The sequence below is a fragment of the Streptomyces sp. NPDC020681 genome (assembly GCF_044334895.1).
In the GTDB taxonomy this organism is placed as follows: domain Bacteria; phylum Actinomycetota; class Actinomycetes; order Streptomycetales; family Streptomycetaceae; genus Streptomyces.
This window is the reverse complement of record NZ_JBIRTX010000001.1, coordinates 508,670-524,289: the sequence shown is the minus strand read 5'-3', so window position 1 is coordinate 524,289 and position 15,620 is coordinate 508,670. Positions and strand designations below refer to the sequence as shown.

At 69.7% G+C, this 15,620-nt stretch carries 10 protein-coding genes; all 10 read left to right on the top strand.

Annotation, left to right across the window (positions count from 1 at the left end):
• The first annotated feature begins 133 nt into the window (after nucleotides 1-133).
• The 10 genes from ACH4YL_RS02065 (at nucleotide 134) to ACH4YL_RS02020 (ending at nucleotide 15,605) form a co-directional block, all read left to right on the top strand.
• Complete coding sequence (locus ACH4YL_RS02065) at nucleotides 134-1,603, top strand: aldehyde dehydrogenase family protein (RefSeq protein WP_398504374.1); 1,470 nt, start codon at nucleotides 134-136, stop codon at nucleotides 1,601-1,603.
• A gap of 19 nt (nucleotides 1,604-1,622) precedes the next feature.
• The gene (locus tag ACH4YL_RS02060) at nucleotides 1,623-2,714 is read left to right on the top strand and encodes a glycine betaine/L-proline ABC transporter ATP-binding protein (protein ID WP_398503844.1); all 1,092 of its coding nucleotides are present in this window, start codon (nucleotides 1,623-1,625) and stop codon (nucleotides 2,712-2,714) included.
• Nucleotides 2,711-4,714 (top strand): ABC transporter permease, encoded by a 2,004-nt coding sequence (locus ACH4YL_RS02055; RefSeq protein ID WP_398503843.1) that lies wholly within the window; start codon nucleotides 2,711-2,713, stop codon nucleotides 4,712-4,714. Before ACH4YL_RS02060 ends, ACH4YL_RS02055 begins: the two co-directional genes overlap by 4 nt.
• Before the next feature lie 13 nt (nucleotides 4,715-4,727).
• Nucleotides 4,728-5,690: an ABC transporter substrate-binding protein gene (locus ACH4YL_RS02050; RefSeq protein WP_398503841.1), complete on the top strand. Its 963-nt coding sequence runs from the start codon at nucleotides 4,728-4,730 to the stop codon at nucleotides 5,688-5,690.
• A 226-nt stretch (nucleotides 5,691-5,916) separates the two neighbouring features.
• A complete protein-coding gene (locus ACH4YL_RS02045; RefSeq protein WP_398503839.1) occupies nucleotides 5,917-8,355 on the top strand; it encodes an FAD-dependent oxidoreductase in 2,439 nt (812 codons plus the stop codon).
• A gap of 34 nt (nucleotides 8,356-8,389) precedes the next feature.
• Nucleotides 8,390-9,250 (top strand): bifunctional methylenetetrahydrofolate dehydrogenase/methenyltetrahydrofolate cyclohydrolase, encoded by an 861-nt coding sequence (locus ACH4YL_RS02040; RefSeq protein ID WP_398503837.1) that lies wholly within the window; start codon nucleotides 8,390-8,392, stop codon nucleotides 9,248-9,250.
• Nucleotides 9,247-10,530 carry a serine hydroxymethyltransferase gene (gene glyA / locus ACH4YL_RS02035; protein ID WP_398503836.1) on the top strand — a complete coding sequence of 428 codons (1,284 nt, stop codon included), beginning with the start codon at nucleotides 9,247-9,249 and terminating at the stop codon, nucleotides 10,528-10,530. The genes ACH4YL_RS02040 and glyA overlap by 4 nt, the downstream gene beginning before the upstream one ends.
• Nucleotides 10,527-11,759, top strand: coding sequence for a sarcosine oxidase subunit beta family protein (locus ACH4YL_RS02030; RefSeq protein ID WP_398503834.1), 1,233 nt, complete (start codon nucleotides 10,527-10,529; stop codon nucleotides 11,757-11,759). The genes glyA and ACH4YL_RS02030 overlap by 4 nt, the downstream gene beginning before the upstream one ends.
• A gap of 11 nt (nucleotides 11,760-11,770) precedes the next feature.
• Entirely contained in the window at nucleotides 11,771-15,007 is a 3,237-nt protein-coding gene (locus ACH4YL_RS02025; protein ID WP_398503833.1) for a sarcosine oxidase subunit delta family protein, read from the top strand.
• On the top strand, nucleotides 15,000-15,605 hold the full coding sequence (locus ACH4YL_RS02020; protein WP_398503831.1) for a sarcosine oxidase subunit gamma: 606 nt from the start codon (nucleotides 15,000-15,002) through the stop codon (nucleotides 15,603-15,605). Before ACH4YL_RS02025 ends, ACH4YL_RS02020 begins: the two co-directional genes overlap by 8 nt.
• The last annotated feature ends 15 nt before the right edge of the window (nucleotides 15,606-15,620 follow it).

Genomic DNA, 15,620 nt, shown 5'->3' with positions numbered 1-15,620 from the left:
TCCTCGCAGTCGTCGGCTTGGCCAAACCGACATCCCCCAACCACTTGACGTGGGTTCCAGCCTTCTCCAGAGTGTTCCACCACAAGCAATACGGTGCGTAATGCGCAACGAAGCTTACTCGAAGGGCTCCGACGTGGCAGACCTGTACGTGGCCGGAGAATGGCGGGATCCGGTGGCCGGAGGTCACCGGGACATCCGCTGCCCCGCTGACGGCACGCTCTCCGCGACCGTGTCCGAAGGGACGCGTCCCGACACCGAGGCCGCCATCGCCGCGGCCCGCCGGGCCTTCGACGAAGGACCCTGGCCGAGCACCCCCGAGCGCGAGCGCGGCGCGCTGCTGCTGCGCACCGCCGACATCCTCGAGCGCGACGCCAAGGAGTTCGCCCGCGCCGAGTCGCTGGACACCGGCAAGCGGTTGGTGGAGAGCGAGTACGACATCGCCGACGTCGCCTCCTGCTTCCGCTATTACGGCGGGCTCGGCGGCACCGACGCCGGCCGCGTGATCGACACCGGCCGCGACGACGCCGTAAGCCGTGTCGTGTACGAGCCGATCGGCGTGTGCGGACTGATCACCCCCTGGAACTACCCGCTGCTCCAGGCGAGTTGGAAGGTCGCCCCTGCCCTCCTCGCGGGCAACACGATCGTCCTCAAACCCAGTGAACTCACCCCCTCCACCTCGATCCTGCTGATGAAGGCACTTCAGGAGGCCGGGCTGCCGGCCGGCGCCGCCAATCTCGTCCTGGGTGCCGGGCCCGAGGTGGGTGCCCCGCTCTCCGAGGACCCCGCCGTCGACATGGTCTCCTTCACCGGCGGCCTGGACACCGGCCGGCGGATCATGGCCACCGCCGCCGCGACCGTGAAGAAGGTCGCGCTGGAGCTCGGCGGCAAGAACCCCAACCTGGTCTTCGCCGACGCCGACTTCGAGTCGGCCGTGGACTTCGCGCTCACGGCCGTCTTCCTGCACTCCGGGCAGGTCTGCTCGGCCGGCGCCCGGCTGATCGTCGAGGACTCACTGCACGACCGTTTCGTCGACGAGGTGGTCCGCCGTGCCCGGCAGATCCGCCTCGGCGGCCCCTTCGATCCGCAGGCGGAGACCGGAGCGCTGATCTCCGCGCAGCACCTGGCGAAGGTCGAGGCGTATGTCGCGGCCGGACTGGCCGAAGGTGCCGTACTGCGCTGTGGTGGCGAACGCCCCGATGAACCGGCCCTGGCGAACGGCCACTTCTACCCGCCCACCGTGCTCGACGAATGCCGGCAGGACATGCGGGTGGTGCACGAGGAGTCCTTCGGACCCGTTCTTACCGTGGAGCGCTTCACCGACGAGGGCGACGCCGTACGCATCGCCAACGACACCGAGTACGGACTCGCCGGAGCCGTCTGGACACAGGACGCCGGGAAGGCCCAGCGGGTCGCCCGGCGGCTGCGCCACGGCACGGTGTGGATCAACGACTACCACCCCTATGTGCCGCAGGCGGAATGGGGTGGCTTCGGGCATTCCGGCGTGGGCCGGGAACTGGGACCGACCGGCCTGAACGAGTACCGGGAGCCCAAGCACATCTGGCAGAACATCCAACCCCGGCCGCAGCACTGGTTCCGCGGCTGAACGCCGAAAGAGGGCGACCATGACGCCAACACAGACCGAGGCGCTGCGACGACGCGGCACTCCCGAGGACGCGGCACCCACGCCGGTCATATCCGTGCGCAAGCTGTGGAAGGTGTTCGGGCCGAAGGCGGACCAGGTACCGGACTCCGAGGAGCTGTGCGGGCTCACGCGCCGCGAGCTGATGGACCGCACGGGATGTACCGCCGCCGTGCGCGACGTGAACTTCGAGGTCGCGCCCGGTGAGGTCTTCGTCGTCATGGGCCTGTCCGGCTCCGGCAAATCCACCCTGGTGCGCTGTCTTACCCGGCTGATCGAACCCACCGCCGGTGAGATCGTCTTCGAGGGCGAGGACATCCGGGACGCCGACGACAAGCGGCTGCGCGAACTGCGGCGCAGCAAGTTCTCCATGGTCTTCCAGCACTTCGGGCTGCTGCCCCACCGCCGCGTCGTCGAAAACGTGGCGTTCGGGCTGGAGATCCGCGGCATGGGCAGGGCCGAGCGCACCAAGCGGGCGCTGGAGGTCGTCGAACTCGTCGGCCTCGCCGGCTACGAGAACGCCTACCCCGACCAGCTCTCCGGCGGTATGCAGCAGCGCGTCGGTCTCGCCCGCGCGCTGGCCGGCGATCCGGACGTGCTCCTCTTCGACGAGCCGTTCTCGGCGCTCGACCCGCTGATCCGCCGTGACATGCAGAGCGAGGTCATCCGGCTGCACCACGAGGTCGGCAAGACGATGGTGTTCATCACCCATGACCTCTCCGAGGCGCTCAAGCTGGGCGACCGCATTCTCATCATGCGCGACGGCAAGATGGTGCAGTGCGGCACCGGCGACGAACTGGTCGGCGCCCCCGCCGACGACTACGTGCGCGACTTCGTCAAGGACGTGCCGCGCGGCGACGTACTGACGCTGCGGTGGATCATGCGTCCCGCCGAGCCCGACGACCCGCTGGACGGGCCCGAGTTGGGCCCGGACGTCGTCGTGCGGGAGGCCACCCGGGCGGTGCTCGCGGCCGAGAAGCCGATCAAGGTCGTCGAGGACGGCAAGCTGCTCGGCATCGTCGGCGACGAGGAGATCCTCGCGGTGGTCGCCGGACAGGAAGGCGACATGCGATGACCGTCGCCATGGAGAAACCGGAGAAGACGGAGACGGTGGAGCGGGCCGCGCCGCCCGTCGCGAGCGCGCGCAGGATCAGCCGCCGGACAGTGCTGGCCGCGATCCTGGTCGTCTGGCTGGTGCTCTTCGCCGTACTGCGCGGAAAGCAGACCCTGACACTGGCCGCGGCCGACCTCACCGATCTGCACCGCTGGTTCAACGACGTGAACGACTCGATCGGCGCGAACCGCAACTCCAACCCGCTCTTCCTGTACTTCTTCAACGAGATCCGCCTGGTCATCGACAACCTGGTGACCTTCGTCCAGGAGCTGGTCTCGCAGCCGTCAGGCGACCGACCGGTGCCGCAGATCGGCTGGCTCGGCGTCGTCGGCCTGACCGGGTACGTCTCGTGGGCGGTGGGCAACTGGCGCGTCGCGCTCCTGGCCGTGGCCGGCTTCACCTTCCTGGGGCTGCAGGGTCTGTGGCAGGAGAGCATGGACACGCTGTCGCTGACCCTCTCAGCGGTCTTCGTGGCGCTGCTGTTCGCGATTCCACTGGGTGTGTGGGCGGGGCTGTCGGACCGGGTCAACAAGATCGTGACGCCCTTCCTGGACTTCATGCAGACGATGCCGACCTTCGTCTACCTGGCCCCCCTGACCCTGTTCTTCCTCATCGGCCCTGCCTCCGCCACGATCGCCACCCTGATCTACGCGGCACCGCCGGCGATCCGCATCACCGCGCACGCCATCCGTTCCGTACCGGAGACGACGGTCGAGGCGGCCGGCTCGATGGGGGCCACGCGCCGGCAGGCGCTGCTCAAGGTCCTGCTGCCGATGTCCAAGCGGACCGTGGTGATGGGCGTCAACCAGACCATCATGGCCGCCCTGGCCATGGTCACCATCGCAGCCCTGATCGACGCACCCGGCCTCGGCAAGACCGTTGTCCAGGCCCTGCAGTCACTGGACGTCGGCACGGCGTTCAACGCCGGTCTCGCCATCGTCGTCATGGCCATCGTGCTGGACCGGGTCACCACCGCGGCGAGCGGACGGGCGGAGGCCGCCCGGCGCTCGAAGAGCCCCTTCCTCAAGTGGCGGCGGCATCTGCTGGTGGGCGGCGGAGTGGCGGCGGCGGTGCTGGCGTATCTGTCGCACACGTATATGTGGGCGGCCGAGTTCCCCGGCGAGGGCAGCACCGGCAGCACCATCGCCAAGGCGGCGGACGCCGTGACCACCTGGGCGCAGGACAACCTGTCGGGCCTGACGAACGCCTTCCGTGACGCCATCACCAACGGCCTGCTCAATCCGTTCCAGACCCTGCTGACCGACTCCCCGTGGTGGCTTGTCGGCGCGGCTCTGATCGGAGTCGGCACGGTGCTCGGTGGCCGGCGCGCAGGGGTCACCACGGCCGTGTGCGTGGGACTGCTGGTCGGTACGGGCGTGTGGTCGGACGGCATGACGACACTGGCGTCGACCGCGGTCGCGACGGTGCTGGTGATGCTGCTCGGTGTCGTCCTCGGGGTGTGGATGGGGCGCAGCATGCTGGTGGACCGGCTGCTGCGGCCCACCCTGGACGCGGCGCAGGTCATGCCGCCGTTCGTCTATCTCGTGCCGTTCCTCGCGCTGTTCGGCGCGACACGGTTCACGGCCATCGTCGCCGCCGTCGTCTATGCGGCGCCGGTCGCCATCAAGATCATCGCCGACGGCGTGCGGGCGGTGCCCCAGACCACCGTCGAAGCGGCGACGTCCGCCGGGTGCAACACCTGGCAGATCATCACCAAGGTTCAACTGCCGATGTCACGCAGTGCCCTGACGCTCGCGACCAACCAGGGCCTGATCTACGTGCTGTCGATGGTTGTGGTGGGCGGCCTGGTAGGAGCAGGCGCCCTCGGCTACGACGTCGTGGCCGGTTTCTCGCAGGGACAGCTTTATGGCAAGGGGCTGGCGGCCGGGCTCGCGATCGTCCTGCTCGGAGTCATGTTCGACCGGATCACTCAGGCAGCGGCTCGCCGCACCATCGCATAAGGAGCACGACACCATGGCAAGACACTGGCGGGCCGGCGCGGCCGGTATAGCGGTTCTCGGCCTCACCCTCACGGCCTGCGGTGGCGCAAAGGTCGGTGACGACAGCGCCGGCGGCTCGGGCAGTTCGGGCAAGTGCGGCACCTTCAACCTCGCGGTCAACCCGTGGGTGGGCTATGAGGCGAACGCCGCGGTCATCGCGTATGTCGCCGAGCAGGACCTCGGCTGCAAGGTCACCAAGAAGGATCTGAAGGAAGAGATCGCCTGGCAGGGCTTCGGGACGGGCGAGGTCGACGCGGTCGTGGAGAACTGGGGCCACGACGACCTGAAGAAGAAGTACATCACCGACCAGAAGACCGCCGTCGATGCGGGGCCGACCGGCAACGAGGGCCTCATCGGCTGGTATGTGCCGCCGTGGCTGGCGAAGGCCCACCCCGACATCACCGACTGGAAGAACCTCAACAAGCACGCGTCCGCGTTCAAGTCCTCGGAGTCGGGTGGCAAGGGCCAGCTCCTCGACGGCGACCCGTCGTTCGTCACCAACGACGAGGCGCTGGTGAAGAACCTGAAGCTGGACTACAAGGTGGTGTACGCGGGCAGCGAGACCGCGCTCATCCAGGCCTTCAGGAACGCCGAGAAGAACAAGGAATGGGTGATCGGGTACTTCTACGAGCCGCAGTGGTTCATGTCCGAGGTGCCGCTGGTCAAGGTCAAGCTGCCCGAGTACACCGCGGGCTGTGACGCCGACGCGGCGAAGGTGGCCTGTGACTATCCCGTGTACAAGCTGGACAAGATCGTCAGCGCGAAGTTCGCCAAGTCGGGCAGCCCGGCCTATGACCTGGTGAAGAACTTCACCTGGACGAACGACGACCAGAACGCCGTGGCCAAGTACATCGCGGTGGACAAGATGTCACCCGAAGCGGCGGCGAAGAAGTGGGTCGAGGCCAACCGCGACAAGGTCGGTGCCTGGATCAAGTAGAGCGCACGACCGCCCCGAGAAACCCGTCGCGAAGGCCCGGCAGGCTGCACCGTCAGCCTGCCGGGCCGCGTCGCGTTCGGGGTGGTTTTACCAGTCGTGTTCGGGGTGGTTTTCCGACGTCACGGACCCCTTGACACCCACCCCCACGACAGGCACATTGAGTTGCGCAACCTGAACCATGTTGCGCACACAGCAACTGGATCGCTTTCGAGTCGGAGGTGCGGCGATGGCGGGACCCCGGGTGGTCATCATCGGAGCGGGCGTCGTGGGGGCAGCGCTCGCCGACGAGATCTCCGCGCGAGGCTGGACCGATGTGACCGTGGTCGACCAGGGCCCGCTTCCCGCCACCGGGGGATCGTCGTCGCACGCCCCGGGCCTGGTCTTCCAGACGAACTCCTCAAAGACCATGACCGAGTTGGCCCGCTACACGGTCGAGAAGTTCTGCTCACTCGACGTCGACGGCCAGCCCTGCTTCCAACAGGTCGGCGGACTCGAGGTGGTGACCACTCCGGAGCGCGTCGCGGAACTCCACCGCCGCCAGGGCTGGCTCACCGCCTGGGGCATCGAGAGCCGGCTGCTGAGTCCCGAGGAGTGCGTCGACCAGCACCCGCTCGTGAACCCGGACCGGGTCCTCGGTGGCCTCCTGGTTCCAACGGACGGCATCGCCAAGGCCGTCCTCGCCGTCGAGGCGCAGATCCGCCGGGCCACCGAGCGCGGTGTGCGCTTCCTGGCCCGCCACGAGGTCCTCGACGTACTGCACGCCGACGGCGAGGTCACTGGCGTCCTCACCGACCAGGGCGAGATCCCCGCCGACACCGTCGTGTGCTGCGCCGGCATCTGGGGCCCGAAGATCGCCCGCATGGTCGGCATGAACCTCCCGCTCACCCCGCTCGCCCACCAACTGGCCTGGACCGGACCGATACCGGCGCTGGCGGGCCAGACGCGAGAGGCGGTGCGTCCGATCCTGCGCCACCAGGACGCCGACCTCTACTACCGCGACCGCTTCGACGGCCTGGGCATCGGCTACTACGGCCACCGTCCCATGCCGGTCTCCGCCGACGACATCCTGTCCGTGGACGACGCCGACGAGATGCCGTCTGTCCTGAAGTTCACCGAGGACGACTTCGCGGACGCCTGGGCCGAGACCCAGTCGCTGCTTCCCGCCACCCGGGACGCCAAGGTCGAGGAGGGCATCAACGGCCTGTTCTCCTTCACCACCGACGGACTGCCCCTTCTCGGCGAGTCCCCGGACGTCAAGGGCTTCTGGGTCGCCGAGGCCGTCTGGGTCACCCACTCCGCGGGCGTGGGACGGGCCGTGGCCGAATGGCTGGTCGACGGTCACTGCTCGTCCTTCGACCTGCACGAGTGCGACGTCAACCGCTTCGAGCCGCACCAGCTCTCCCCGGAGTACGTGCTGGCCCGCGACTGCCAGAACTTCGTCGAGGTCTACGACATCCTGCACCCGCTCCAGCCGTCGGGGCATCCGCGCCCGATCCGCATGAGCCCGTTCCACGCCCGCCAGCAGGAGCTGGGCGCCTTCTTCCTGGAGGCGAACGGCTGGGAGCGGCCCCAGTGGTACGAGGCCAACGCGGGCCTGGTCGAAGGCCGTTCCATCGTCACGCCCAACGACTGGGCCGCGCAGTACTGGTCGCCCATCGTCGGCGCGGAGGCCCAGACCACCCGCGAGACCGTCGCGATGTACGACATGACGGCCCTCAAGCGGCTCGAGGTCAGCGGGCGCGGCGCTGCCGACTTCCTGGAGCGGCTGTGCACCGGCAAGGTCGCCAAGTCCGTCGGCTCGGTGACGTACACCCTGCTCCTCGACCACGACGGCGGTATCCGCAGCGACGTCACCGTCGCCCGGCTGGCCGCCGACCTCTTCCAGATCGGCGCCAACGGCAACGTGGACCTGGACTGGTTCACCCGCCACCTCCCCGCCGACGGCACGGTCCAGGTCCGCGACATCACCCCAGGAACCTGCTGCATCGGCCTGTGGGGACCGCTCGCCCGCGACGTCCTGCAGCCGCTCACCGACGCGGACTTCTCGGCGACCGGCCTGAAGTACTTCCGCGCCAAGCGCGCCCACATCGGCTCCGTCCCCGTCACCGCGATGCGCCTGTCGTACGTCGGTGAGCTCGGCTGGGAGCTGTACACCACCGCCGACCTGGGCCAGAAGCTGTGGGACACCCTGTGGCGGGCGGCCGAGCCGCTCGGCGGCATCGTGGCCGGCCGAGGCGCCTTCAACAGCCTCCGCCTGGAGAAGGGGTACCGCTCTTTCGGCACCGACATGACCTACGAGCACGACCCGTACGAGGCCGGTGTCGGCTTCGCCGTCAAGGCGGACAAGGACGACTTCATCGGCAAGGCCGCGCTGGAGCGCCGCAAGGCAGACGTGCGACGCAAGCTGACCTGCCTCACGATCGACGACCCCAGGGGCGTCGTCATGGGCAAGGAGCCGGTGTACGACGGTGACCGCGCGGTCGGCTACGTCACCAGCGCCGCCTACGGCTACACGATCGGCAAGGGCATCGCCTACGCCTGGCTGCCCACCGACCTCACCACTCCCGGCACCACCGTCCACATCGGCTACTTCGACCAGCGCGTCGAGGCGGTCGTCGCCGAGGAGCCCCTGTTCGACCCGACCATGTCCCGCCTCCGTGGCTAGCACGACTGCGTTTTCGAGGAAAGGACAACCGCCGGTGACCTCGCAACTCCTCGACGGCAAGGCGACCGCCGCCGAAATCCGCCGCGAACTCGGTGAGCGCGTGGCCAAGTTGACCGCCAACGGCGGCCGCCCGCCGGGCCTCGGCACCGTCCTGGTCGGCGACGACCCGGGCAGCCGCGCCTACGTCGCCGGCAAGCACCGCGACTGCGCGCAGGTCGGCATCGCCTCGCTGCGCCGGAACTTGCCGGCCGACGCCTCGCAGCGACAGGTCGAGGACGTCATCGACGAACTCAACGCCGACCCGGCCTGCACCGGCTACATCGTCCAGCTCCCGCTCCCGCGCCACCTGGACGCCAACGCCGTGCTGGAACGCATGGACCCGGCCAAGGACGCCGACGGACTGCACCCCGTCAACCTCGGCCGGCTCGTCCTCGGTGTCGAAGCACCACTGCCCTGTACTCCGCGCGGCATCGTCGAACTCCTGCGTCGGTACGACGTCCCGCTCGCGGGAGCGCGCGTGTGCGTGATCGGACGAGGCATCACCGTGGGACGCCCCATCGGACTCCTCCTCACCCGCAGGTCCGAGAACGCCACCGTCACCCTCTGCCACACCGGAACGAAAGGCATGGCCTGGCACGTACGTGAGGCGGACATCGTCGTCGCGGCCGCCGGCTCGCCCGGACTGATCACCAAGGACATGCTGCGCCCCGGCGCGGCCGTCCTGGACGTCGGCATCACCCGTACCGACCACGGCCTGGTCGGCGATGTGCACCCGGAGGCCGCCGAGGTCGCCGGGTGGATCGCGCCGATGCCCGGGGGTGTGGGCCCCATGACCCGAGCCATGTTGCTCGCCAATGTCGTCGAGGCCGCCGAGAGGAACGCGAACCCCGTATGAACGCGCTGAACACCCCCCTGGCGGAGCTGGACCCCGAGGTCCACGAAGCCCTCCGCGCCGAACTGCACCGCCAGCAGTCCACCCTGGAGATGATCGCCTCCGAGAACTTCGCGCCCACCGCGGTGATGGAGGCCCAGGGCTCGGTTGCGACCAACAAGTACGCCGAGGGCTACCCCGGCCGCCGCTACTACGGCGGCTGCGAACACGTCGACGTCACCGAGCGCCTGGCCATCGAGCGGATCAAGTCCCTCTTCGGCGCCGGGTTCGCCAACGTGCAGCCGCATTCCGGTGCCCAGGCCAACACCGCCGTCTTCTTCGCGCTGCTCCAGCCCGGCGACACCATCCTCGGCCTCGACCTCGCGCACGGCGGGCACCTCACCCACGGCATGCGCCTCAACTACAGCGGCAAGATGCTCAACGTCGTGCCGTACCACGTGTCCGAGGCGGACAACCTCGTCGACATGGAGGAGGTCGAGCGGCTCGCCAAGGAACACCGCCCCAAGATGATCATCGCGGGCTGGTCGGCGTACCCGAGGCAGCTGGACTTCGCAGCCTTCCGCCGGATCGCCGACGAGGTGGGCGCCCTGCTGATGGTCGACATGGCGCACTTCGCCGGCCTGGTCGCGGCAGGGCTGCACCCGAACCCCGTCCCGCACGCGCACGTGACGACCACGACGACCCACAAGACACTCGGCGGCCCGCGCGGCGGAGTCATCCTCACCAACGAGGCCGACCTCGCCAAGAAGATCAACTCGGCGGTGTTCCCCGGCATGCAGGGCGGCCCGCTGGAGCACGTCATCGCCGCGAAGGCGGTGTCCTTCAAGGTGGCGGCGTCACCGGAGTTCGCGGAGCGCCAGACCCGCACGCTGGCCGGCGCCCGCATCCTGGCCGAGCGCCTCACTCAGCCGGATGCGGGGGCGGCCGGGGTGAAGGTGCTGACCGGCGGAACGGACGTCCACCTGGTCCTGGTCGACCTCCGCGACTCCGAACTCGACGGCAGGCAGGCCGAAGACCTGCTCCACGAGATCGGCATCACCGTCAACCGCAACGCCGTGCCCTTCGATCCGCGCCCGCCCATGGTCACCTCGGGCCTGCGCATCGGCACCCCGGCGCTGGCCACCCGTGGCCTGACCGAGGAAGACTTCGCCGAGGTCGCCGACGTGATTGCGCTGGCCCTCCAGCCCGAGCCGGACGTCGCCGCCCTGCGCTCCCGCACCGAGGCACTGGCCGCCAAGCACCCGCTCTACCCGCACCTGTCCGAAGACGGAGACGCCCGATGAGCCCCCGCACCCCCGGCGCCGAGCTCCCCGAACACCCCGACTGGCTGTGGCGCACACCCGAGCCGAAGCGCTCGTACGACGTGATCGTCGTGGGCGGTGGCGGCCACGGCCTGGCCACCGCCCACTACCTGGCGAAGAACCACGGCATCACCAACGTCGCCGTGCTGGAGAAGGGCTGGCTCGCGGGCGGCAACATGGCCCGCAACACCACGATCATCCGTTCCAACTACCTCTGGGACGAGAGCGCGGGAATCTACGAGCACGCGCTCAAGCTGTGGGAGGGCCTGGCGGACGAGCTGGACTACCCGATCCTCTTCTCCCAGCGAGGCGTACTGAACCTCGCCCACAGCCTCCAGGACGTCCGCGACAGCGTGCGCCGGGTCGAGGCGAACCGCCTCAACGGCGTGGACGCCGAATGGCTCGACGCCGCGCAGGTCAAAGAGCTCTGCCCGATCGTCAACATCTCCCCGGACGTGCGCTATCCGGTCCTGGGCGCCACCTATCAGCCCCGCGCCGGCATCGCCAAGCACGACCACGTCGCCTGGGGCCTGGCCCGCTCGGCCGACGCCGCCGGAATCGACATCATCCAGAACTGCGAGGTCACGGGCTTGGACGTGGTCGGTGGCAGGGTGGTCGGAGTGCAGACGAGCCTGGGTCCGATCGCGGCGGGCAAGGTGGCCCTCTGCTCGGCAGGCCACACCTCGGTCCTCGCCGCCATGGCGGGCATCGAACTCCCGCTCCAGAGCCACCCGTTGCAGGCGCTCGTCTCCGAACTCCTCGAGCCGGTGCACCCGACGGTCGTCATGTCCAACGCGGTCCACGTGTACGTCAGCCAGGCGCACAAGGGCGAGCTGGTGATGGGCGCGGGCATCGACTCGTACAACTCCTACACCCAGCGCGGCGCCTTCCACATCATCGAAGAGCAGATGTCCGCGGCCCTGGAGCTCTTCCCGGTCTTCGCCCGTGCCCACGTACTGCGCACCTGGGGCGGCATCGTCGACACCAGCCCCGACGCCTCGCCGATCATCGGCCTGACCCCGGTCGACAACCTCTACCTCAACTGCGGCTGGGGAACAGGCGGTTTCAAGGCCACCCCGGGCGTCGGCTGGGTCTACGCCCACACCATCGCCCACGACACCCCTCACCCCCTCAACGCCCCCTTCTCGCTCGACCGTTTCACCACAGGCGCGCTCGTCGACGAGCACGGCGCAGCCGCCGTGGCCCACTAGGGAGCCGAACCATGCTGTTGATCCCCTGCCCGTGGTGCGGGCCCCGCGACGAGGCCGAGTTCCACTACGGCGGCCAGGCCCATGTGCCGTATCCGGAGGACCCGGCGGCCCTGACCGACGAGGCATGGGCCCGGTACCTGTTCTTCCGCGACAACCCGAACGGCCCGTTCGCCGAGCGCTGGAGCCATGCGGCGGGCTGCCGCAAGTGGTTCAACGCGGTGCGGAACACGGCGACGAACGAGATCCTGGCGGTGTACCGGGCGGGGGAGGAGCGCCCGGCAGCTTTTGAGCCCCGTCCAGTGCATCCAGCCCGTCCGGTGTTTGAGGACGAGGTCCGTTCAGGGCCGACGGGGGTCCAGGGGGCGGAGCCCCTTCAGGATGGGACGGGCAGGGACGGCGGGGACGCTGCATCCATCAGCGGCTCTGCCGCGGGCCAACCGTTCCGCCACCCCACCCGCGGCCGAATCCACCGAGACGCCCCCCTCACCTTCACCTTCGACGGCACCGAGTACCAAGGCTTCCGAGGCGACACCCTCGCCTCCGCCCTCCTGGCCAACGGTGTCATCCAGGCAGGCACCAGCGTCAAGCTCGGCCGCCCGCGCGGCATCTTCTCGGCCGGCGTCGAGGAGCCCAACGCCGTAGTCCAGATCGAGGCACCCTTCCCGGAGCCGATGCTCCCCGCGACGACCGTCGAGCTCTACGGCGGCCTCGTGGCGAGCAGCCTCCCGGGCCAGGGCCGCCTCTCCACCGACCCGGACCCGGCCCGCTACGACGCCGTACATGCCCACTGCGACCTGCTGATCGTCGGCGCGGGCCCGGCCGGCCTCGCAGCCGCGGCGGCAGCCGCCCGCACCGGCGCCCGCGTCATCCTCGCCGACGACCAACCGGAACTCGGCGGCAGCCTCCTCGGCACCGGCGAACTCCTCGACTGGGTCGACGAAACCGGCACCCGACTGGACGCGGCCCCCGATGTCCGCGTCCTGCGCCGCACCACCGTCTTCGGCTACTACGACGACAACCATCTCCTGGCCGTGGAGCGCCGCACCAACCACCTCGGTGCCGACGCCCCGGAGAACGTCTCCCGCGAACGCGTCTGGCGTATCCGCGCCCGCCGCGTCGTCCTCGCCACCGGCGCCCACGAGCGCTCGCTCGCCTTCGCGGACAACGACCGCCCCGGCGTGATGCTGGCCGCCTCGGCCCGCGCCCACGTCAACCGTCACGGTGCCCTGCCCGGCCGCCACGCGGTCGTCTTCACCACCAACGACAGTGCCTACCCGGCCGCGTTGGACCTCACCGCGGCAGGCGTGGCCGTCTCGGCGATCGTCGACACCCGCACCGAGCCGGGGGAGTGGGCGCAGCGTGCCCGACAGGCCGGCATCGAAGTGCTGTCCGGCCACGCCGTCACCGGCACGGAAGGCGCCCCGCGTCTCACCTCCGTGACCGTGGCCCCGTACGGAGAGTCCGTGGGGCAGCGGGAATTCGCCGCCGACCTGCTGCTGGTCTCCGGCGGCTGGAACCCCGTCGCGCACCTGTTCAGCCAGGCGGGCGGCAAACTGCGCCACGACGAGGAGCTCGGCACCTTCGTCCCCGACACCTCCCGCGTGCTGGTCGAGGTCGCGGGCAGCGCCGGCGGCGTCTTCGACCTGGCCCGGGTCCTCGCACAAGGGGCCGGCGCCGGAGCCCGCGCGATCGAGGCCGAGGGCTACACCTGCGAGACGCACCGCCTCCCGCAGGTGCCCGTACAGCCTGAGACGCCCCCCATGGAGGTCTTCACCGTCCCGGGCCGCGAAGGCGCCCCGCGCTTCGTCGACCTCCAACGCGACGTCACCATCGACGACTTGACCCGCGCGACCAGCGCCGGAATGCGCTCGGTCGAGCACACCAAGCGCTACACCACGGCCGGCACGGCCAACGACCAGGGCAAGACCTCGGGCGTTCTGGCCAGTGGCGTCGTCGCCGAACTGCTCGGCGTGGACATCTCGGCGCTGGGCACGACCACGTTCCGACCGCCGTACACCCCCGTCTCCTTCGCCACGCTCGCCGGCCGCGACCGCGGAGCGCTGCACGACCCGATCCGTACGACCGCCCTGCACTCCTGGCATGTAGCGCACGGCGCGCTCTTCGAGAACGTCGGCCAGTGGAAGCGCCCCTGGTACTACCCGCAGGACGGCGAGGACATGGAGACGGCCGTGCTGCGCGAGTGCGCCGCCGCCCGCGAGGGCGTCGCCTTCATGGACGCCTCCACCCTCGGCAAGATCGACGTACAGGGCCCGGACGCCGGCGCCTTCCTCGATCTGCTCTACACCAACATGATGAGCACCCTGAAGATCGGCATGATCCGCTACGGCGTGATGTGCCGCCCGGACGGCATGGTTTTCGACGACGGCACCGTCATCCGCCTCGCCCAGGACCGCTTCCTGGTCACCACCACGACCGGCAACGCGGCCGCGGTACTGGACTGGATGGAGGAGTGGCTCCAGACGGAGTGGCCCGAACTGCGAGTCCACTGCACGTCCGTGACCGAGCAGTGGGCCACCGTCGCTCTGGTCGGCCCGCGCTCCCGCGACGTCCTCGGCTCGCTCGCACCCCGACTGGCCGTGGCCAACGAGGACTTCCCGTTCATGGCGTGGCGCGACACGACCGTCGCCGGCATCGACGCGCGGGTGTGCCGGATCAGCTTCTCCGGCGAACTGGCCTACGAGATCAACGTTTCGCCGTGGGAGGCCCTCGCCTTGTGGGAGGAGCTGTACGAGGCCGGCGCCCCGTACGGCATCACCCCGTACGGAACCGAGACCATGCACGTCCTGCGGGCCGAGAAGGGTTACCCGATCGTCGGTCAGGACACCGACGGCACGGTGACGCCGCAGGATCTCGGCATGAGCTGGGTGGTGTCGAAGAAGAAGCCGGACTTCATCGGCAAGCGTTCCTACGCCCGCGCCGACGCCGTCCGCCCCGACCGCAAGCACCTCGTCGGCCTGCTCCCCGACGACCCGGGCACGTTCCTGCCCGAAGGCACGCACCTGGTCGCGGACAGTGTGCTGCCCGCCCCGCCTGTCCCGATGCTCGGCCACGTCACCTCCAGCTACCGCAGTGCCGCCCTCGGCCGGACCTTCGCGCTCGCCCTGATCAAGGGCGGCAGGGAGCGCATCGGCGAGCGGCTCTACGCCCCCGTGGGCGACCGGCTGGTCCCGGTGACCGTCGCAAGTCCCGTCCTCTATGACCCCGAGGGAGCCCGCCGCGATGGCTGACACCACCCCAACTGCCCCGCTCCGCAGCCCTCTGTCGCACGTCGCCGACCGCCTGGCCGCCGCGACACGCACATCCGAGGGCGCGATCCGGCTGGCCGAACTGCCCTTCCTCACCCAGATCAATGTGCGCCTCGACCCCAAGGGAGCGGCAGCGGACGCCGTCGGGCTGGCGCTGGACCTCCAACTGCCCGTCGAACCCAACACTGTCGTACGCGCAGGGGAGCTGACTGCGCTGTGGCTCGGCCCCGACGAGTGGCTCGTGGTCGGCCCGCCGGGCAGTCAGCAGGACTTGGAGGGCCGGATCCGTGGGGCTTGCGGTGACGAGCCTGTGTCCGTCATCGATGTCTCCGCTCAGCGCACCGCCCTCCTCGTCGCGGGTCCGCGCGCCCGTGACCTGCTGGCCCACGGCTGCGCGCTGGATCTGCACCCGCGCTCCTTCACGGCCGGACGCTGCGCCCAGACCACCCTGGGCCGTACCCAGGTCGTGTTGGTCGCCCGCGACGAACCCAGGGCGGGATTCTGGGTACTGGTCCGTTCGTCCTTCGCCGACTACCTGACGGACTGGCTGCTGGACGCGGCCGCTGAGTGGAGGCTGTGAGACTTCGGGTAACGC